Genomic DNA, 18,998 nt, shown 5'->3' with positions numbered 1-18,998 from the left:
GACCCGAGGAATACGGCAACACAGCCACCGCAGAGGAAGGCCTCTGGGCCCGCAAAGGTTGGGCAGGACGCACGTGACACGCGCGGGATTTACACACGTTTTGTCCTATAACCCGAACCCCAAGCTTCGAAGCACAAAGAAGGCCCGGACTCACTGAGTCCGGGCCTTCTTTTGCTTGAGTGGAGGACATACGGGTCGAACGTATCGAGGCCACCCCACTGGTGGATCCCCCTCGTATCCTGCTTCGCGAAGCCGGACGAGATATAGACCTTACACGGCCAACACAGTGCCCGCAAAATCCATCCCGCCAAACCGGCCGGAGACGTATAGCCTTGCAGCATGAGCCCTGCGCACCCGGAGAACTGGCCCGTCCTTGTCGTCAAAGGCGCCTCGGACAACGAGTTGTTGAAAGACATCAAGGCGCTCGCCGCAGCCGCCGAGGAGTCGGACGGCAATCCCCCGCTGTCAGAACAGACCCTGGTCATGCTGCGCGGGGCCGATGCCGGCGACCACTCTGTGCTCGCCCTGGCCCTGTACGCCCCGGACGAGCAGTCCGATCCCGCAAGCGGCCAGGACCTGGCGGGAATCGCCGTCGTGGTTGAAGCGGACGACGGGACCGGAGTCCTGGAAATGGCAGTGCACCCGAGCTACCGCAACCAGGGTGCCGCGGGCCGGTTGCTCGACTCGCTCCGGGACAGCCGCGGGCTCGAGGGGCTGAACGCGTGGTCCCACGGGAATCACGAGGCCGCCGCGGAGCTTGCGGCCCGCTACGGCTACGGTCCGGCGCGCGAACTGTGGAAGATGCGCCTTATGTCCTCAACCGCGGATCTGCCCGACGCCGGCCTGCCTGAGGGAGTCTCCCTGCGCGCCTTCGTGCCGGGTCAGGATGAGTCCGCCTGGCTGGCCGCCAACAGGGCGGCATTTGCCCACCATCCCGAGCAGGGCTCCCTGACCAGGGCCGACCTGGACGCCCGAATGGCTGAGGATTGGTTCGATCCCGCAGGTTTCCTGCTCGCCGTGAACCCGGCCGGGGAACTGCTCGGATTCCATTGGACCAAGGTGCACCCCCGGCAAGGACCCCATCCGGCCATCGGGGAGGTCTACGTCGTGGGTGTGACACCCGCGGCCCAAGGCCTGGGGCTTGGCAAAGCGCTCACTGTCGCTGGCATCAGGTATCTCCAGAGCCACGAACTGCACTCGGTCATGTTGTACGTGGACGCCGACAATACGGCGGCCGTCGCCCTTTACCAGAAACTGGGCTTCGTTCGTTGGGACGTCGATGTCATGTATGCGCCGTTAACCGGGAAGTAACCCGGAACCAAGGCGTATCTGAAAGGCTAGGACATCTAGGATTCCGGTACGTGGAATCCTTGTAGGGTTGAATCAAACCCCGCGCTGAACGAAGGAGAGCCCGATGAACCCGGACCCGGTCGGAACCACCAAAACCGAGGTCAAGGGCGCAACCTTGCCTCCCCGCTTCGGGTCTTCCGAAGTCCCGGCTGCGCGGGCAACCCAGGACCGCATCGACATTCCTGAATTTGCGCCCTCCCTGGAGCCCGAAGGCGACATCAGCCCGGACCGCTTCCTGGACCGCGAGCTAAGCTGGCTCGCCTTCAACTCCCGCGTTCTTGAGCTCGCGGAGGATCCGGACCTCTTCCTCCTGGAGCGGGTCAATTTCCTCTCCATCTTCGCCTCGAACCTGGATGAATTCTTCATGGTGCGCGTTGCCGGCTTGAAGCGCCGCATCGCCACGGGACTCGCGGTGCCCTCCCCCGCCGGACTGAGCCCCATCGAAGTCCTGGAGCAGATCGGCGATGCCGCCCGGAAGCTGCAGGAACGCCATGCGCGCGTATTCGCCGAGCAGATCCGCCCCGCTCTGGCCTATGAGCACATCCACCTCATGCGCTGGGACGAACTCGACGACGAGGCCCAGCACCGCTTGAGCATCATGTTCGGCGAGAAGGTCTTCCCGATCCTCACCCCCCTCGCCGTCGATCCCGCCCACCCCTTCCCCTATATCTCCGGGCTATCCCTCAACCTGGCCGTGATTGTCCGCAATCCTGTCAGCGACAAGGAACTGTTTGCCCGCGTCAAGGTCCCGGACCAGCTCCCGCGCCTCGTCTCGATCGACGGCCCGCGTGCCGGCGCGGTCCCGGGCCGCGTGGCACGATTCATCGCGCTTGAAGAGGTCATCGCGGTACATCTGGACAAGCTGTTCCCCGGAATGGAAGTCATGGAGCACCACACCTTCCGCGTCACCCGCAACGAGGACGTGGAAGTCGAAGAGGACGACGCCGAGAACCTCCTGCAGGCGCTTGAAAAAGAACTGCTGCGCCGCCGCTTCGGCCCGCCCGTCCGGCTTGAGGTCACCACGGACATCAACCCGAACATCCGCGCGCTCCTGGTGCGGGAACTCGGCGTCGAGGAATCCGAGGTCTACTCCGTTCCGGCTCCCCTGGACCTCCGGGGCCTGTCGGTCATCGGCGGAATTGACCGCGCCGACCTCCACTACCCGAAGCACGTGCCCCACACCTCGCGGTACTTGAACGAATCCGAGACATCCAAGGCCGCCAACGTCTTCGCGGCGATGCGCCGCCGCGACATCCTGCTGCACCACCCGTACGACTCGTTCTCGACGTCGGTCCAGGCCTTCCTGGAGCAGGCGGCTGCCGACCCCAAGGTCCAGGCCATCAAGCAGACCCTGTACCGCACTTCCGGCGATTCCCCCATCGTGGACGCACTGATCGACGCTGCCGAGGCCGGCAAGCAAGTCCTGGCCCTCGTGGAGATCAAGGCCCGCTTCGACGAGCAGGCCAACATCTCCTGGGCCCGCAAACTGGAGCAGGCCGGCGTACACGTGGTGTACGGCATCGTGGGACTCAAGACGCACTGCAAGTTGTCCCTTGTTGTCCGCCAGGAAGTGGATGGCCTCCGCAGGTATTGCCACATCGGCACGGGCAACTACCACCCGCGGACGGCCCGCTACTACGAGGACCTTGGCCTGTTGACCTCCAATGAGCAGGTGGGCGAGGACTTGTCCAAGCTCTTCAACCAGCTCTCCGGGTATGCTCCGAAGTCGACCTTCAAGCGGCTCCTCGTGGCGCCGCGCTCAGTGCGGTCCGGATTGATCGACAGGATCGAGACCGAGATCCGCAACGCCCGGGCGGGAATTGCCGCCAAGGTCCAGATCAAGGTCAACTCCATGGTTGACGAGGCCACCATCGATGCCCTCTACCGCGCATCGCAGGCCGGCGTAAAGGTCGACGTCATTGTCCGCGGCATCTGCTCGCTGCGTCCGGGAGTTCCTGGACTCAGCGAGAACATCACGGTCCGCTCCGTCCTGGGCCGCTTCCTGGAGCACTCGCGCGTGTTTGCTTTCGCCAATGCCAACGATCCCGTGGTCTACATCGGCTCCGCGGACATGATGCACCGCAACCTCGACCGCCGGGTCGAGGCGCTGGTGCAGCTCTCCAGCCGCGAAGATACAGCCGAGGTCATGGATCTGCTGCGCCGTTACATGGACCCCGGCACTGCCAGCTGGCACCTCGATAACGAAGGCCACTGGACCAGGTTCCACCAGGCCGAGGACGGCTCGCCGCTTCTGGACATCCAGTCCTGGCTGCTTGCCTCCCGGTCCCGCCAACGTGCAGTTGCCCGGCGGTAGGCAGCGAAAAGTTGAAGAGCGATACACCTATTGCGGACCAGACGGACCATCCGGGGGAGCCGATCGCCGTCACGGCGGCCGGCGCCATCCCTTGGCGCGTCACCAAGGGCACCCTTGAGGTCCTGCTGATCCATCGGCCCAAGTACGACGACTGGTCCTGGCCCAAGGGCAAGCTCGACGCCGGGGAAACCATCCCGGAGTGCGCCGTCCGCGAGATCAGGGAAGAGATCGGCCTCAAGGCTGCCCTCGGGATTCCGCTTCCTCCGACGCACTACCATGTGTCGGCCGGGCTGAAGGTGGTGCACTACTGGGCGACGCAAGTCAACGGGTCCATCATCAAGCCGGACGGCCAGGAAGTGGATGCCTACATGTGGGCCGCGCCGGACAAGGCGGCACGTTTCCTGAGCAACCCGACGGATGTGGGCCCCCTCCAGGCGTTGGCGAAGGCCCACCTCAATGGTGAGCTGGAAACATGGCCCCTGATTCTGGTGCGCCATGCCAAGGCCAAGCCGCGATCCTCCTGGACCAAGGCAGAGGGCAGCCGGCCGCTGGCCGTGACGGGCCTGCGCCAGGCACTGGCAGTCGAACGGCTTCTGGGCGTGTGGAAGCCGCTGCGGATCGTGAGCAGTCCCTGGGCCAGGTGTGTGTCCACCATCGCGCCTTACGCCAAGTCAGCCGGAGCCAAGGTGAAACTTGTGGAGGCCCTGACGGAACACAATCACCAGCGGAGCCCGAAGAAGACAGCCGCGATCGTCGAGGGCTTATTCGACAAGCAACGCGGGGTTGCGCTCTGCACCCACAGGCCGGCACTCCCCACCGTCCTGAAGACGCTCGGCGAGCGGATGGGCCCCGAGCTTCACGAGATGCTGCCGGCCCAGGATCCGTACCTGGCGCCTGGCGAGATGATCGTGTGCCATGTGGCCCGCGGAAACGGCCAGCGCGTAGTTGCCGTGGAACAGATCAAGCCCTTCGATGACTGACTCCAGTAAGCTGGGTGCGTGAGCATCCCAACCCCATATGAAGACCTCCTGCGCGACGTCATGGCCAACGGCACGCACAAGTCGGACCGCACGGGCACCGGCACTCGGAGCGTTTTCGGCCGCCAGCTGCGTTTCGATTTACGCCAGGGTTTCCCGCTCATCACCACCAAGCGAGTCCACTTCAAATCCCTCGCGCTGGAACTCTTGTGGTTCCTCCGCGGCGAGTCGAACGTGAAGTGGCTCCAAGAGCAGGGCGTCACCATCTGGGATGAGTGGGCAGACGCTGATGGCGAACTCGGCCCGGTGTACGGCGTGCAGTGGCGCAGCTGGCCGACTCCCGACGGCGGGCACATTGACCAGATCGCAGAGCTCATGAAGGGCCTGGCCGCCAACCCGGATTCGCGCCGGCACATCGTTTCGGCCTGGAACGTGTCCGAGATCAAGGACATGGCGTTGCCGCCGTGCCACGCGTTCTTCCAGTTCTACGTTGCCGACGGCAAGCTGTCCTGCCAGTTGTACCAGCGTTCCGCCGACATGTTCCTGGGCGTTCCTTTCAACATCGCCTCCTACGCGTTGCTGACCTGCATGGTGGCCCAGCAGCTGGGCCTCGAGCCCGGCGATTTCGTCTGGACCGGCGGGGACGTCCACGTTTACGACAACCATGTGGAGCAAGTCACCGAACAGCTCTCCCGGGAGCCTTGCGAGTACCCGCAATTGCGCTTCGCCCGCAAGCCGGACTCGATCTTCGACTACACCTTCGAGGATTTCGAAGTAGTCGGCTACCGGCACCACCCCGCGATCAAGGCGCCCGTGGCGGTATGAACGCCCAGGAAACTCCCGCCGCGGAGTCGCCTTCCCCCGGGGAGGCCGCGGAAACGCTCAACGGAATCGGCCTCGTGTGGGCACAGACCGGCAGTGGAGTGATCGGCAAAGGCGGGACCATGCCTTGGCACGTTCCCGAAGATTTGCAGCACTTCAGCCGGCTGACAACCGGGCATCCCGTCATCATGGGCCGGAAGACCTGGGAGTCTTTCCCCGCAAAGTACCGTCCCCTGCCCGGCCGCACCAACATCGTGGTGACCCGGCAGCACGGCTGGGCGGACACGCCCGACGCACGTGGCGCCGTCGTCGTCTCCTCGCTTGACGCAGCGCTCCTCGAGTCCCAGTTCGCACCTGGCGGCCAGAACGTCTGGATCATTGGCGGGGGCGAGATTTACCGGCAGTCCATGGACATCGCGAATGTCGCCGTCGTCACGGTCATCGATTCCGACACCGACGGCGACACGTTCGCGCCGGAGTTCGGCGAGGCCTGGAACCTTGAGTCGACAGAGCCGGCTGATGGTTGGCTGACCTCCAAGAACGGCACCAACTACCGGATCGCCACGTGGCGCCGGACGGAAGACTGAGAATGCTGAAGAAACCTGAGACCCTGTTCGTGCTCGGCTACATGTTGTTGCCGCTCTTCGCGCTCCTGTCCGCGATCGTCGGGCTCACTATGATCCTGGGCGGCAACAAGATCCTGGGGATCATCGTCCTGGTGGTGGTGACCCAGGTCTTCGCTTTTGGCGCGTTCTACGCCCTGCGCGCCCGCAAGGCGGCCCTGCTGGAAGAGCCCGACTCCTCACCCAAGTAACTCGCATTTGTTGTCGTTTTGAGCGCCCAAAACGACAACAACTGCGAGTCAGTTGGGTCGTGACGTAACCGACAGCGGCCGGGAGCCGCGAAAGTCTAGACTGGTTCAATGACTACAGCAGCTAATCCGTCCGTTGGACTGGTCGGTTGGCGTGGCATGGTCGGCTCCGTCCTGATGCAGCGCATGCAGGAAGAGGGCGACTTCGCCAACATCAACCCGGTATTTTTCTCCACCTCGAACGCGGGAGGTGCCGCGCCGTCATTCGCCGACGGCGCAGGCAAGCTCGAGAACGCGTTCGACATTGAGACTCTTGCCAAGCTGCCGATTATTGTCACTGCCCAGGGCGGCGACTACACGAAGCAGGTCCACGGCGAGCTTCGCAGCCGCGGCTGGGACGGGCTCTGGATCGATGCCGCGTCCACGCTGCGCATGAACGATGACTCCATCATCGTGCTGGACCCCATCAACCGGGACGTCATCGACGCCGGACTGTCCGGCGGCGTGAAGGACTACATCGGCGGCAACTGCACCGTCTCGTGCATGCTCATGGGGCTCGGCGGCCTCTTCAAGAACAACCTGGTCGAGTGGGGTACCTCCATGACCTACCAGGCGGCGTCGGGCGGCGGTGCCCGCCACATGCGCGAACTCCTGAACCAGTTCGGCACCCTCAACAACGAAGTCAGCAGCGAACTGGAGGATCCTGCCTCGGCGATCCTGGAAATCGACCGCAAGGTCCTGGCGACCCAGCGCTCCGGCGTCGACGCCACCCAGTTCGGCGTGCCGCTGGCCGGCTCCCTGATCCCGTGGATCGACGCCGACCTCGGCAACGGCCAGTCAAAGGAAGAATGGAAGGCCGGGGTGGAAACCAACAAGATCCTCGGCACCGGCAACGGAAAGCCGGGCAAGGACCACGTTGTCATGGACGGGCTCTGCGTCCGTATCGGTGCCATGCGCTCCCACTCCCAGGCCCTGACGCTCAAGCTGCGCGAGGACTTGTCCGTCACCGAAATCGAGAAGCTCCTGGACGCTGACAACGAGTGGGCCAAGGTTGTGCCGAACACCAAGGAAGCCTCCATGGCGGACCTCACCCCGGTTGCTGCCTCCGGCACTTTGGAGATTCCGGTCGGCCGCATCCGCAAGCTCGAGATGGGCCCCGAATACATCAGCGCCTTCACCGTGGGCGACCAGCTCCTCTGGGGCGCTGCCGAGCCGCTGCGCCGCATGCTGAAGATCGCTACCGGCACCCTCTAGCAGTCCTGCTTTCACCAACTAACTCGCAGTTGATGTCGTTTTGAACGCTCATAACGACATCAACTGCGAGTAAGTTGGGTGCCTCAACGCTCCATGAAGCGCAGGTACTTGGCGGCCTGGAGCTCGAAGGACCGTTTGGCCGCTGGTGTCAGGCCTTCCGGGGCGAACGGTTCGGGAACGACGACGGCGGTGCGGCCAGTGCCGCTGCGGGACCAGGTGCCCGCCACTTCGCCGCCGGACACAATCATGCGTTTGAAGACCCCGTTGCCGCCCGGAACGACCTTCTGGAAATGCTCCGGCGGCAGGACAAGGCTGCGGTCCGTATACCCGAGAAGGAATTCATCGAACCCCGGCAAGGCGAGGATGGTCCGCGAGCCGGGAACGCCGTCGTCGAGCAATGCGGCCGTCTCTCGCGACAGCCAATAGGACGTTGCACCAAAGACGAGCTCAACGAGTTGGCTGCGAATAGCCTCGTGGGCTGCCCGGACCTCGGATTTGGGGATCTGGGTCCACCACGCGAAGTCTTGGAGCGTGGCCGGTCCATGACTACGCAGATACCTGAGCAGAAATTCGGCAATCCCTTCTTCCCGCCCCAAGATCTTGGATTCCGGAATCCACTCGTCGAAAGCCACGAACAGTTGCTGTCCAAGGGCATTGCCCGCCGTCCCCGCCGGAGGTCCTTGGACCAGCCACGCGTTCTGGCACAGGATCCAGAGCAAATGGATCCCCCGTTGGGCCGCGGTCAGTTGGCCCGCGGATTCGAAGATCTTGAAAAGTTCCTCGCGCGTGGCGCCCGGGCTGCCAGCGACGCGTTCAAGGGCAAGGTCCCGGCAGGCGGCGATGTCTGCCTTTTCGATGCCGAGTTCCCGGTGCCGTGCGGCAACCGAACGCATGGACCGCTCCGTGGTGATGCCCAGGATCCAACGCAAGTCCTGCGGCGGAACCAGGTGCAGCGTGCCCCGCATGGGCCAGGACCGGACCACGGTGCCGTTCTCCAATGCTTCCAGCACTTTCGAGAGGCCGGAGCCGGGGACCCGCTGGCCCACTGCCCAGAACGCCGAGACAAGGTCCTGGGCCTGCATGGCACCCATCGTGGAGACGCATTCCTCCGGGCTGCTGAATCCCCCAAGCAATCCTTGGCTAGCGAGGCGCAGCCTGCCCATGACTTTGGGAGTGACCCGGATCTTCGCCGAAGCTGACATGGCCCCATCATAGGACGCTTGGCGGACAGCTTCGGTCCTCATGAGGACGCCCCAGGAACTCCCATGCCGCTCACAGGGGCCTACCAGCGGGCCCTCCTACGCTAGGGGAATGCTGTTCGGTGAGTTAGGTCCGCTGCTGCGGCCGCTCAGCCGGCGGTTAGCAGCCGCTGGTTGGTGCGCCGCCGCCGTCGGGCTTGTCTGCGGCCTGGCAATAGCGGTTGGTGCGGGGGTTCGACTGTCCCCGTCGATGCAGGCTGTCCAGGAAGTGGGACTTGCCGCCACCGGCGCCGCAGCCCTCCTCCTAGGCCTTGCTGCCGCGTGCCAGCCATCGTCCGATCGGCACGTTGACGACCCCGAATCAGGGTTCCAGACAAGCGCAAACGATCAAGTGCGCAGCTTCCTGCTCGCCGCCGTCGTCATGCTCCTGGGCGTGGCAGGCTTCGCGGCAGCCGGCTGGATTTCGCCCGGCGGTCCGTCGCCGCAGAGCATAGCGTTCAGCCAGATCTTCCTCTTGGGGGCCGCCAGCTGCGGACTGACCTTCCTGTTGCTCAACAAGGTCCTCCCGAGCGGAAAGCGCTGACGCGCATAGCCCTCGGGTTCCTACAGGGCGAGGCCGATCAGTAGCGGTTCCGGGTGCAGTTCAATGCCGAAGCGCTCGACGACGCCGCGGCGCACCTCGCGCGCGATCGCCACCATGTCCTCTGCGCTGGCTCCTCCCCTGTTGGTGATGGCCAGGGTGTGTTTGGTGGACAGCGAGGCGCGGCCTCCGGACACGCTGGATGGATCGAGTCCGAAGCCCTTTCCGAAGCCTGCCTGGTCGATCAGCCAGGCCGCCGACAGCTTGACGAGGCCATCGTTTCCAGCCGGGTACTTCGGCGCTCCCTCGGGCAGCGATGCGGCCGCTGCGGCCGGGACAATCGGATTGGTGAAGAAGGAACCCGTGGAATACGTGTCCCTGTCCGAAGCGTCCAGGACCATGCCCTTGGAGGCACGCAGCCGCAGGACTTCGCGCCGGACGTCGTTGGAATACGCGCGCTTCCCGGCCTCGACTCCGAGGGACCGGGCCAGCTCCGCGTAGCGGATAGGCGCGCTCATGCGTCCGAGCGGCAGCTGGAATTCAACCGTCAGCACCACGTAACGGGGTGAGCCCTCGGTGGTGGTCTGTTTGAGGATGGAGTCCCGGTAGCCGAACTTAAGCTCGGAGTTGGTGAAGGTTTGCACGGCGTTGCGTTCCCGGTCCCAGGTACGGACCGCTGCGATGGTCTGGGACACGTCGGCACCGTAGGCGCCCACATTCTGCACAGGAGTGGCGCCGGTGGCTCCGGGGATGCCAGAGAGGGCTTCCAGTCCGGACCACGCATGCAGCACCGAGTGCTCCACGAGGGTGTCCCAGTTGTGCCCCGCTTGGACCACCACGGAAACGCCCCCGCAACTATCCTCCGAGTTCACGGTGAAGCCTTGCGACGCGATCTTGAGCACAGTGCCGGGGTATCCGGTGTCCGAGATCAGAAGGTTGGATCCCCCGCCGATGATGAGCAATTTCTCGCCCGCGGCGTCCGCCGAACGGACGGCATCGATGATTTCCCCTTCGGTGCGGGCCTCCACAAAGGTGCCGGCAGGGCCGCCAACGGCGGCCGTGGTCAGTTCGGAAAGCATCGTCTGGGTCACCGAACAAGCCTAGCGGGGATTGCCTGCGCTGGCCGACTCAGGGACGGGCTTCCGCAAGGCTGGCCGGCTCAGGGACGTGCCGGCTCAGGCGCGCGCTTCCGCGAGATGGGCGCCAGGAAGAAGCTCGCGACGAGCAGGACCAGGACGGCGAGCAAGGAATGCAGGATGCCGAAGTGCTCCGCCAGCAAGCCCAAGAGCGGCGGACCGCAAAGGAAGGCCCCGTAGCCGATCGTCGAGACGACCGATACCCGGGCAGCTGCGTGCGCCGGATCGTCCGCGGCGGCGGACATGCCCACCGGGAACCCCAAAGAGGCACCGAGTCCCCAGATGGCCAGGGCCGCGAAGGCGAGCCACGGCACTGGGGCGAAGACGAAGAGCGCCAACCCCACCACGGCAGTGGCCGAGCACCAACGCATCACGGGCACCCTGCCGAAGCGGTCCAGGACCACGGTTCCGGCAAAGCGGCCTACGGTCATAAACGTCACGAAGATTCCATAGCCGATGGCGCCGGCAGCGTCGGATTGCCCGTGGCCATCGGCCAGCGCCAAGGCCACCCAGTCCCCCGCGGCGCCCTCAGCCAGGGCGAGCCCGAGGACGAGCAATCCAAGCAGAAGGGTCCGGCGTTCGCGCCATGCCCGGGCCACCATGCGCTTGCTGTCCAAAGGTTCGGCCGGGCCCTGCTGGCCGGGTTGGATGACGGGCAAGGGGCCGGTTGAGGGATCTTCGAAGGTGTCCGGCTTGTCGGGTTTGAAGGCTTTTGGGGTACCTCGTGCAGTGGAATGGCGGGTGATGTCCGCGCGGAACCAGGAAGCAGCTGTCACCACGGAGACGGCCACCACCAGGCCGGCCGCGGCCAGATGCCAGAAGACCGGCAGTCCCGCGGCAGCGGCCCACGCGCCGAGCCCGGCGCCCGCAACGGTGCCGAGGCTGAAGGATCCATGGAGACGGGGCATGATGTGCCGTTCAAGGGCGCGTTCCAATGACGCTCCCTCTACATTGGACGCCGTGTTCCAGCTGGCCGTGCCGAGGCCGACCACCATGAGTCCAAGCGCCACGGTCACCGGGTTTGCCAGCACGGACGTGCCAAAACCGGCGACCGCCAGGCCGAGGCCCACCATGGCGCCGCCGATCCGCGTGGTCAGTCGTGATCCGAGCCGGATCACGATCACCCCGGATGCGGACACGGAGAGGAACGATGCCACCGTCATGCACATCAGCAGGAGGCCTACCGTGCCGGGCGTCAGGTTCAGGCCATCGCGGATCGCCGGTAAGCGGGACACCCACGACGAGAAGGCCAGGCCACTGGCGCCGTACGCGGTCACCACAGCAGTACGCCACCGCGACAATTCCGCCGCGGTGGCGCGAGGAGCTGATTGTTGCAGCCGGCTCAAGCGAGTTTCACAACGGCCTGGGACTTCATGAGGACCTTCTGGCCGGCGAAGGTGACGGTCAGGTCGATGCGCGCGGTGCCGGCTTCGGCGTCGAGCGCTCCCACCACTCCGGCAACCTCGATCACGGCACCGGGCTCACTGGTACCGGTGGTGTCGGCGACAAGCACCGGTTTGGTGAAGCGCGTCTGGTAGTCGACGACGGCGGCGGGGTCGCCGGCCCAGTCGCTCACCAATTGCACGGCGGAGCCCATGGTGAACATACCGTGCGCGATGACTCCGGGAAGCTCGACGCCGGTGGCGAAGGATTCGTTCCAGTGGATCGGGTTGAAGTCGCCGGATGCGCCGGCGTACTTGACCAGGTCCTGGCGCGTGACCTCGATGTTGCGGGTGCCGATTTCCTGCCCGACGGTAAGTTCTCCAAGTTTCATGCTCATGGTTACTGTCCCTCTCCGCGGACCAGGATGGACGAGGTGGTGGTGGCGACCCTTTCGCCGTCCACCGTCGTGATTTCCGAACGAGTCGTGATCATGGCCCCGCCGCCCATGGCGCGGACGCCGTCAACGTGCAGTTCGGCCCGCAACTGATCTCCGGCAACGATCGGGCGGTGGTGGGTGAAGCGCTGGTCGGCGTGAACCACACGGCTGAAGTCAATCCCGGAATCGGGGTCCTCGATCAGCTGGGCGTCGGCCCGCTGGGCGACGATGATCGCGAAGGTCGGCGGGGCCACGAGGTCGCTGTGGCCCAGGGCCTTGGCGGCTTCGACGTCGAAGTGGGCGGGGTGGGTGGCCTTCACGGCCCGGGCGAACTCCCGGATCTTTTCGCGGCCGACGTCGTACACCTCTGCGGCAGGGTAGCTGCGGCCCTGCAAGTCCGGGTTAATAGTCATAGTCCAACCCTATCGGCCCGGGAGCCGGTACGTAGAGCCGGACAGCTACCCCGAGGCAGGCGGTCCGAACCATCTGGTGAGCGCGTCGGCAAGGCCCGCTTGGGTGCCGTCTCCCACCCAGGCCACGTATCCATCGGGCCGGATCAACACGGCGGCAGAGGGACTGACCTCGCCGAGTGCCGGAAGCTCCCACGCACCAAGGTATGTGGCATCTATCAGCTGAACACGGTCTGCCCACGGTGTGATGTCGATGGTGCCGGGTTCGCCGAGGTTGAGGAGCACCGGCCGGGCATCGTGCAGCAGGCTGAAGGCGCGAATCGGCCCGTCCGCGGTGACGAGGTCGAGATCGGGCATGCGTCGTCCGAGCAGCGGGTGCCCATTGCCGACGTCGTAATGTACGTCGAGGCCGGATTGCATCGCGGCGAAGCGCTTGCGCGGTTCCTCCATGCCGAGCAGCTCGGCCATGACCTCGCCCACAGCCTTCGTGCGGTCGTCCGGGCGGCGAAGCGCGACACTCGCCATCGTATTGCGCAGCACGCGGGCGGCCACCGGATGGCGCTCGGCATGGTAGCTATCGAGGAGGCTTTCCGGCGATGTCCCCTTGACCACTTGAGCCAGCTTCCATCCCAGGTTCACGGCATCCTGCACGCCGGTGTTGAGGCCCTGTCCGCCGTCGGGCGCATGAACGTGCGACGCGTCGCCGGCGAGCAGGACCCGTCCGTCGCGGTAGCTTGCGGCCTGCCGGGTCATATCGGTGAACCTGGAGATCCAGATGGGACTGTGGACCCCGTAGTCCGTCCCGCATACGGCGATGAGCGCGTTGCTCAGGTCTTGGAGGGTCGGTTCGGTGGTGGGTCCGATGTGCTGTTCGGTCACCATGACCCCCACGGGCCCGCCATCCGCGTAGACCACCTTGCCGTCGAGAATCTTGTAATCCAGCTTGCCGAAGGAGTGGATACCGAAAGGATTGGTGTGGACGCCCAAGGGCGGCTGCTCGGCCATCTCGACCTGGGCGATCAGGGCACTGGTGGTCGGATCCCATCCGGGGAACTCGATGCCGGCTGCTTTGCGGACCAGGCTGCGGCCGCCGTCGCACCCGACGAGGTACTCCGCGCGCAACGGCCCGCCGTCGGACAACTCGACGTCGACGCCGGTAGCGTCCTGCGCGAAACCGGTCACCTCGCGTCCGTAATAGATCGGCACGGCCAGCTCGGCGACCCAGCCCGCCAGAATGCGCTCGATGTGGTTCTGCCACAGCCCGAGCCCGTAGTTGTGCCGGGTGGGAAAGTCGCTGATGTCGAAACGGACGCCGCCGAACCCCGCGACCTGGGCTACTTGCCCCTCGGACAGGAAGCGATCAGCGATTCCGCGCTGATCGAGGACCTCGATGGTGCGTGAGTGCAAACCGCCTGCACGGGATCCGGCGAGATCCTGGTTGGGACGTCGCTCGACGATCGCGACGTCGACGCCGGCCAACGCCAGTTCGCCCGCCAGCATCAACCCTGTGGGGCCTCCTCCGGCGATTACCACCGCATGCTTGGTCATCGCCATGTTCCGCCAGGCTACTTCTTCAAGCCCTTGCGGACCTGCTGTCCGCGGACCACCATGCCCACGACATGCAGGACCAGGCCGAGCCCGATCACGAACAATGACGTCAGCCCAAGGCCTTGGTTATGGGAGGTGTTGCCGATGATCGTCAGGATGATCCCGACGGCGATAAGCCCCATCGCGCTGAAAACCAGCGTCTTGTAGGCGGTAGAGGCCGTGGCCCAGAATTCGTTCAGCACCCCCCAAGTTTAGGGCACTTGTCAGAAGCGTCGAGTCAGGACCCAACACCAACGAACGCCCGCTCACAAATAAGCGGTTGGGGGCGGACGCTCGCGCACCTATGGCAAGTCGCGGGCGGACGCCCGCTCACCTATGGCAAGTCGCGGGCGGACGCCCGCTCACCTATGGCCGCCAATCCACCAACGCTCGCGCAGATCATCTGCAGGAGGGTTTCGGGAATTGCCGTCAAAAGTGAGCGAGCGTCCTGAAAAAACCGGATGTAAGTGAGCTAGCGTCGGCGGGAGCTCTAGCGTCGGAGGGAGCCCTTAGAGGGAGGGCTGGACCCCGAAGGCAACGGCAAGCTTCATGATCTTTTCGGCGCGGCCCAGGCGCGGGAGGTCGGAGCCGTCGCGGATGACCCTGCCGTTGGCTTCGAAGTCGTTCATGAAGTCGGTGGCCCAAGCGACGTCCGACGGCGTCGGGCTGATGACCTCGTTGATGACCGTGGTCTGGTCGATGGCCAGGCAGAGCTTGCCGGTCATGCCCATGGTCACCGTAATGCCGGTCTGCTCGCGCAGGATCGGATGGTTGGTGCCGACGGTTGGGCCGTCGATGGGGCCCGGCAGGTTGCCAACGCGGCTCGCGACGACGAGCTTGGCACGCGGGTAGGCCATCGCTTCCGGCGTGGCGGCCATGCCGGTGTCCCGGCGGAAGTCGCCCGAACCGAAGGCGAGGCGGAAGGCACCCTGCGCGCGGGCGATGTGGTTGGCTTCCTCGATGCCGAGGGCCGACTCCACGAGCGGGATGACCGGGGTCTTGCCGTCCATGCGGTGGAAGGACTCGGTGACCTGGTCCGCGGACTCGGTCTTGGCCAGCATGACGCCCAGCAGGCCGGGCGTGCCACGCAGTCCGGCGAGGTCATCGGCCCAGAACGGGCTCGTGGCGTCGTTGATGCGGACCCATGCCTGGCCGCCGGCGGTCAGCCAGTTGATGACGTTCTCGCGGGCAATGTCCTTCTGGGACGGGTCCACGGCGTCTTCGATGTCAAGGATGATGGCGTCCGCACGCGATGAGGCCGACTGGTCGAAAAGCTCCGTCTTCATGGCGTTCACGAGGAGCCAGGAGCGTGCAATCTCGGCGGGAATGTTGCGGGTGGACCGAATGGACTCGGCGGCGGTGCTAGACGTCATGTATCTACCGTATCCGGCCAGCCGCCGGGAACGCTAAGAATCGGGCACCGGTGTGAGCATCAATACGAACAAAACGATTGTGACAGGAGGCCCCGCCCCCAACTAACTCGCAGTTGTTGTCCTTATGAGCCGTCAAAACGACATCTAATGCGAGTTAGTTGGGTTTGGCGCGCTTTGGGGAGCCCGCAGCTCAAACCAGCTCAAACCAGCTCAACCCAGCTCAACCCAGCTCAACCCAGCGACGCAGGGCGAAATGTGTCCCCCTGTTGCCCGGAGTTGCGCGGGGATTTCGCCGGATTGCCCCCGGTTTCCCGGCGTTTCCGAGGGTTACTGCCGGGCTTCCCCTGACCAGTGGACATGCGCTTACATCGTTCCCACCGGCAGTTCGGTCTATTCCAGAACAGGTCCGGACCCACGAATTCCACTCCCCAGAAAGTAGCTCCCATGAAACTGCACCAGCCCCTGCTAAGCGTCGCGGCCGCCGTCGTACTTGCGCTGACGGTGACCGGCTGCGGCGGCAATGCCCAAGCGGGAGACCAAACAGCCGGTCAAGCCGAAGTCAAAGAACTCCGCTACCAAGGCTCGGCCAACAACGTCGGCCTCCCTGAGCTGGCGGCGGACCTCGGTTACCTGGGCGACATCAAACTCAACTGGGTAGGCAACACCACCAGCGGGCCCCAGGACATCCAGTCGGCTGCCACCAACCAGACCGACTTCGGCGGCGCGTTCGCCGGGGCCGTCGTGAAGCTGATCGAGGCAGGGGCTCCCGTGACCGCCGTCGTGAACTATTACGGCGAAGATGCCAAGACCTTCAACGGCTTCTACGTCAAGGCGGACAGCCCCATCAAGACAGCCAGGGACCTCATCGGCAAGAAGATCGCCGTCAACACCCTGGGCGCACATTCGGAAGCCGTCATCAACACCTACCTCAGCAAGAATGGCCTCAGCCAGGACGAAATCAAGCAGGTACAGCTGGTAGTGCTCGCGCCCAACGACACCGAAGAAGCCGTACGCCGCGGCCAGGTGGATGTTGGAAGCCTGGGCGGGGTCCTGCAGGACCATGCCGTTGCCGCCGGTGGACTGCGCTCGCTCTTCAACGACTATGAACTCTTCGGCACCTTTGCCGGCGGGCAGTACGTGCTCCGCAACGACTTCATCGACAAGAACCCCAACACAGCCCGGATCTTCGCTACGGGCGTGGCCAAGGCCATCAAGTGGGAGACCGAGACGCCGCGCGACCAAGTGATCGCGCGCTTCAAGAAGATCATCGACGCCCGCGGACGCAATGAGAGCACCGCGAACCTGCAGTACTGGAAGAGCCCTGGCGTCCCCGACAACGGCGTGATCAAGGACGAGGACTTCACCCGCTGGTCCGCGTGGCTGAAGAGCTCGGGGATCGTCAAGAACGACCTCACACCGTCGAAGTACTACACCAACAAATTCAACGATCTCGCAGCAAGCGCCCCAACCCCAAGTACCGCGAAGGGATAGTGATGACCGCCAAAATCAGCCTCCGAAATGTCACCAAGCAATTCACCGTCCGCCCCGGAAAAGGCGGCAGTGCCGGAGCGACAGGCAAACCAGGCGCGAAAGAGCCCACCACACTGACCGCCATTAGTTCCCTCAGCTTGGACGTGCGCGACGGCGAGTTCCTCACCTTGGTGGGGCCCAGCGGTTCCGGCAAGACCACCTTGCTGGACCTCCTGGCTGGCCTGTCCACGCCCACCTCCGGCGAGGTATTGGTGGACGGCCAGCCAGTGACGGGACCCGGAAAGGACCGTGCCGTGGTTTTCCAGCAGTACGCACTCTTCCCCTGGCGCACGGCGTCGGCCAACGTGTCGATCGGACTCGAAGGCAAGGGAACCGACGGCCGCAAGCTCAACCGCCGCGAACGTGCCGCCAGGGCAAGCGAATACCTCAAACTGGTTGGCTTGGCCGGCTTCGAGGACCGTTTCCCGCATGAGCTTTCGGGTGGCATGAAACAGCGGGTGGCCATTGCCCGGAGCCTCGCCTACGAGCCCGATGTGCTCCTCATGGATGAACCCTTCGCCGCCTTGGACGCCCAGACGCGTGAACAACTCCAGGACGAACTCCTGCGGATCTGGCGGGCCACGGGCAAGACAATCGTCTTCATCACCCACGGCATCGACGAGGCCGTGTACCTGGGGCAGCGCGTCGCCGTCCTCAGCGCCCGGCCCGGACAGCTCAAGGAAATCGTGGACGTGGACATCCCGGACCGCGACGGCGGGGACGACATCCGCTCGCACCCCGCCTTCGTCGAACAACGGCACAAGGTCTGGACCCTGTTGCACGACGAAGTCCGCCTTGCCCAGGATGCCGGCCATCGCAAGATCCTGCCGGACGGCACGGCCCCGGATGAAGTCCCGGGAACAACTCTCGAAAGGAGCGCGGCCTGATGACCACAACTCTCACGCAACAGCCCGCGGCGAGCGCCGCACCCAAGCAAGCTCCCGCCGTCGGGCACTCTGGTCCGGCGGAGACGGTGCGTTGGAGCACGACGGCGACTCTCGCCTTTGTGCGGACCGCAGCCGCCCGCGCCGGTTCCGGCCTGTGGAAGGCCGCGGGGATCATCGCCTTCCTGGCTCTCTGGGAACTCGGGCCGACATATCTGGCCAGCCCCTCGACCCGGGTATTCCTGCCGCCATTGCATGTGGTCCTGGAAGCATGGGGGAAGCTGTTCGAATCCGGCACCATCCAGGGGCATTTGGCCGCGAGCCTCACCCGTTCGGTGACGGGATTCGGCGCAGCCCTCGTGGCTGGCGTTACCCTCGGTTTGCTGATCGCCTGGTACGGGCGGCTCAATGCGGTGCTGAACCCGCTCCTGGAACTGTTCCGGAACACAGCCGCGCTTGCCCTGCTGCCTGTGTTCACGCTGCTGCTCGGGATCGGCGAGGAGTCCAAGATCAGCATCGTGGCCTACGCGGCGTTCTTTCCGGTCCTGCTGAACACGATCGCCGGGGTGAAGACGGTGGACCCGCTGCTCATCCGGGCCGCGAAGTCGCTCGGCCTCTCAAGCCTTTCGCTCTTCCGCAAAGTGATCCTGCCTTCTGCGGTGCCCACCATTTTCACGGGAATCCGCATGGCCGGCACGGCGTCCATCCTGGTGTTGATCGCCGCGGAAATGGTGGGGGCGAAGGCCGGGCTCGGTTACCTGATCGTGAATGCCCAGAGCAGTTTCCTCATCCCGGACATGTACGCCGGCATCCTCACGGTGTCCCTTCTGGGCTTGGCCGTGAATTTCCTCCTTGTAGCCCTGGAACGGCATTTCTCCCGCTGGCGGACCGCCGTCGGGAGCGGGTCCTGACCGTCAATCCATCCATCTAGTCACAACCAAGTCACAACAGA

19 protein-coding genes are annotated in these 18,998 nt (G+C 64.9%); 11 read left to right on the top strand and 8 right to left on the bottom strand.

Translation table 11 applies throughout. The annotated features are described in order from the left end of the window. The first annotated feature begins 339 nt into the window (after nucleotides 1-339). The 7 genes from mshD (at nucleotide 340) to asd (ending at nucleotide 7,528) form a co-directional block, all read left to right on the top strand. Nucleotides 340-1,311: a mycothiol synthase gene (gene mshD, locus VLA65_RS13495; protein ID WP_332602800.1), complete on the top strand. Its 972-nt coding sequence runs from the start codon at nucleotides 340-342 to the stop codon at nucleotides 1,309-1,311. Between the two features lie 103 nt (nucleotides 1,312-1,414). Continuing rightward, a complete protein-coding gene (locus tag VLA65_RS13490; RefSeq protein WP_284991814.1) occupies nucleotides 1,415-3,664 on the top strand; it encodes an RNA degradosome polyphosphate kinase in 2,250 nt (749 codons plus the stop codon). 11 nt (nucleotides 3,665-3,675) lie between these two features. Next, on the top strand, nucleotides 3,676-4,644 hold the full coding sequence (locus VLA65_RS13485; RefSeq protein ID WP_332602799.1) for an NUDIX hydrolase: 969 nt from the start codon (nucleotides 3,676-3,678) through the stop codon (nucleotides 4,642-4,644). Nucleotides 4,645-4,662: 18 nt separating this feature from the next. Beyond that, the gene (locus VLA65_RS13480) at nucleotides 4,663-5,466 is read left to right on the top strand and encodes a thymidylate synthase (RefSeq protein WP_332602798.1); all 804 of its coding nucleotides are present in this window, start codon (nucleotides 4,663-4,665) and stop codon (nucleotides 5,464-5,466) included. Next, complete coding sequence (locus VLA65_RS13475; RefSeq protein ID WP_284991811.1) at nucleotides 5,463-6,050, top strand: dihydrofolate reductase; 588 nt, start codon at nucleotides 5,463-5,465, stop codon at nucleotides 6,048-6,050. Before VLA65_RS13480 ends, VLA65_RS13475 begins: the two co-directional genes overlap by 4 nt. A 2-nt stretch (nucleotides 6,051-6,052) precedes the next feature. Next, nucleotides 6,053-6,277 carry an NF038396 family protein gene (locus tag VLA65_RS13470; protein ID WP_236812320.1) on the top strand — a complete coding sequence of 75 codons (225 nt, stop codon included), beginning with the start codon at nucleotides 6,053-6,055 and terminating at the stop codon, nucleotides 6,275-6,277. Between the two features lie 108 nt (nucleotides 6,278-6,385). Then, a complete protein-coding gene (asd, locus tag VLA65_RS13465; RefSeq protein ID WP_332602797.1) occupies nucleotides 6,386-7,528 on the top strand; it encodes an aspartate-semialdehyde dehydrogenase in 1,143 nt (380 codons plus the stop codon). Nucleotides 7,529-7,611: 83 nt separating this feature from the next. Here asd and VLA65_RS13460 read toward each other — a convergent pair whose 3' ends face one another. Beyond that, nucleotides 7,612-8,730: a winged helix DNA-binding domain-containing protein gene (locus VLA65_RS13460; protein ID WP_332602796.1), complete on the bottom strand. Its 1,119-nt coding sequence runs from the start codon at nucleotides 8,728-8,730 to the stop codon at nucleotides 7,612-7,614. Between the two features lie 109 nt (nucleotides 8,731-8,839). Here VLA65_RS13460 and VLA65_RS13455 point away from each other — a divergent pair, with 109 nt between their 5' ends. Further along, complete coding sequence (locus tag VLA65_RS13455; protein ID WP_284991063.1) at nucleotides 8,840-9,310, top strand: hypothetical protein; 471 nt, start codon at nucleotides 8,840-8,842, stop codon at nucleotides 9,308-9,310. Between the two features lie 20 nt (nucleotides 9,311-9,330). Here VLA65_RS13455 and VLA65_RS13450 read toward each other — a convergent pair whose 3' ends face one another. The 7 genes from VLA65_RS13450 to VLA65_RS13420 all read right to left on the bottom strand — a co-directional run bounded on the left by VLA65_RS13450 (nucleotide 9,331) and on the right by VLA65_RS13420 (nucleotide 15,632). Further along, the gene (locus tag VLA65_RS13450; protein WP_332602795.1) at nucleotides 9,331-10,398 is read right to left on the bottom strand and encodes a UDP-N-acetylmuramate dehydrogenase; all 1,068 of its coding nucleotides are present in this window, start codon (nucleotides 10,396-10,398) and stop codon (nucleotides 9,331-9,333) included. Nucleotides 10,399-10,466: 68 nt separating this feature from the next. Further along, complete coding sequence (locus tag VLA65_RS13445; protein WP_332602794.1) at nucleotides 10,467-11,723, bottom strand: MFS transporter; 1,257 nt, start codon at nucleotides 11,721-11,723, stop codon at nucleotides 10,467-10,469. A 62-nt stretch (nucleotides 11,724-11,785) separates the two neighbouring features. After that, nucleotides 11,786-12,223, bottom strand: coding sequence for a MaoC family dehydratase (locus VLA65_RS13440; protein ID WP_332602793.1), 438 nt, complete (start codon nucleotides 12,221-12,223; stop codon nucleotides 11,786-11,788). Nucleotides 12,224-12,225: 2 nt separating this feature from the next. Next, nucleotides 12,226-12,675 (bottom strand): FAS1-like dehydratase domain-containing protein, encoded by a 450-nt coding sequence (locus tag VLA65_RS13435; protein WP_306958999.1) that lies wholly within the window; start codon nucleotides 12,673-12,675, stop codon nucleotides 12,226-12,228. Between the two features lie 45 nt (nucleotides 12,676-12,720). After that, on the bottom strand, nucleotides 12,721-14,220 hold the full coding sequence (locus VLA65_RS13430) for an FAD-dependent monooxygenase (protein WP_332602792.1): 1,500 nt from the start codon (nucleotides 14,218-14,220) through the stop codon (nucleotides 12,721-12,723). Nucleotides 14,221-14,237: 17 nt separating this feature from the next. Next, the gene (locus tag VLA65_RS13425; RefSeq protein WP_332602791.1) at nucleotides 14,238-14,462 is read right to left on the bottom strand and encodes a DUF3188 domain-containing protein; all 225 of its coding nucleotides are present in this window, start codon (nucleotides 14,460-14,462) and stop codon (nucleotides 14,238-14,240) included. 306 nt (nucleotides 14,463-14,768) lie between these two features. Then, complete coding sequence (locus VLA65_RS13420) at nucleotides 14,769-15,632, bottom strand: HpcH/HpaI aldolase/citrate lyase family protein (RefSeq protein ID WP_078108043.1); 864 nt, start codon at nucleotides 15,630-15,632, stop codon at nucleotides 14,769-14,771. 444 nt (nucleotides 15,633-16,076) lie between these two features. Here VLA65_RS13420 and VLA65_RS13415 point away from each other — a divergent pair, with 444 nt between their 5' ends. The 3 genes from VLA65_RS13415 to VLA65_RS13405 are packed head-to-tail and all read left to right on the top strand — an operon-like array spanning nucleotide 16,077 to nucleotide 18,957. Continuing rightward, nucleotides 16,077-17,123: an ABC transporter substrate-binding protein gene (locus tag VLA65_RS13415; protein ID WP_284991056.1), complete on the top strand. Its 1,047-nt coding sequence runs from the start codon at nucleotides 16,077-16,079 to the stop codon at nucleotides 17,121-17,123. Between the two features lie 2 nt (nucleotides 17,124-17,125). Then, a complete protein-coding gene (locus tag VLA65_RS13410; RefSeq protein WP_332602790.1) occupies nucleotides 17,126-18,049 on the top strand; it encodes an ABC transporter ATP-binding protein in 924 nt (307 codons plus the stop codon). Then, nucleotides 18,049-18,957, top strand: a complete 909-nt coding sequence (locus tag VLA65_RS13405) for an ABC transporter permease (protein ID WP_332602789.1) — start codon at nucleotides 18,049-18,051, stop codon at nucleotides 18,955-18,957. Before VLA65_RS13410 ends, VLA65_RS13405 begins: the two co-directional genes overlap by 1 nt. Nucleotides 18,958-18,998 lie beyond the last annotated feature (41 nt).

It is taken from the genome of Arthrobacter sp. S2(2024) (assembly GCF_036662515.1).
Taxonomy (GTDB): Bacteria; Actinomycetota; Actinomycetes; order Actinomycetales; family Micrococcaceae; genus Arthrobacter.
The sequence above is the reverse complement of the archived record's forward strand: the minus strand, read 5'-3'. Positions and strand labels throughout refer to the sequence as shown.

Coding starts and splice junctions, on each gene's coding strand:
- VLA65_RS13475 (WP_284991811.1), top strand. CDS start 5,463: ATGAACGCCCAGGAAACTCCCGCCGCGGAGTCGCCTTCCCCCGGGGAG.
- VLA65_RS13415 (WP_284991056.1), top strand. CDS start 16,077: ATGAAACTGCACCAGCCCCTGCTAAGCGTCGCGGCCGCCGTCGTACTT.
- VLA65_RS13490 (WP_284991814.1), top strand. CDS start 1,415: ATGAACCCGGACCCGGTCGGAACCACCAAAACCGAGGTCAAGGGCGCA.
- asd (WP_332602797.1), top strand. CDS start 6,386: ATGACTACAGCAGCTAATCCGTCCGTTGGACTGGTCGGTTGGCGTGGC.
- VLA65_RS13435 (WP_306958999.1), bottom strand. CDS start 12,675: ATGACTATTAACCCGGACTTGCAGGGCCGCAGCTACCCTGCCGCAGAG.
- VLA65_RS13420 (WP_078108043.1), bottom strand. CDS start 15,632: ATGACGTCTAGCACCGCCGCCGAGTCCATTCGGTCCACCCGCAACATT.
- VLA65_RS13430 (WP_332602792.1), bottom strand. CDS start 14,220: ATGACCAAGCATGCGGTGGTAATCGCCGGAGGAGGCCCCACAGGGTTG.
- VLA65_RS13455 (WP_284991063.1), top strand. CDS start 8,840: ATGCTGTTCGGTGAGTTAGGTCCGCTGCTGCGGCCGCTCAGCCGGCGG.
- mshD (WP_332602800.1), top strand. CDS start 340: ATGAGCCCTGCGCACCCGGAGAACTGGCCCGTCCTTGTCGTCAAAGGC.
- VLA65_RS13470 (WP_236812320.1), top strand. CDS start 6,053: ATGCTGAAGAAACCTGAGACCCTGTTCGTGCTCGGCTACATGTTGTTG.
- VLA65_RS13460 (WP_332602796.1), bottom strand. CDS start 8,730: ATGTCAGCTTCGGCGAAGATCCGGGTCACTCCCAAAGTCATGGGCAGG.
- VLA65_RS13405 (WP_332602789.1), top strand. CDS start 18,049: ATGACCACAACTCTCACGCAACAGCCCGCGGCGAGCGCCGCACCCAAG.
- VLA65_RS13410 (WP_332602790.1), top strand. CDS start 17,126: ATGACCGCCAAAATCAGCCTCCGAAATGTCACCAAGCAATTCACCGTC.
- VLA65_RS13440 (WP_332602793.1), bottom strand. CDS start 12,223: ATGAGCATGAAACTTGGAGAACTTACCGTCGGGCAGGAAATCGGCACC.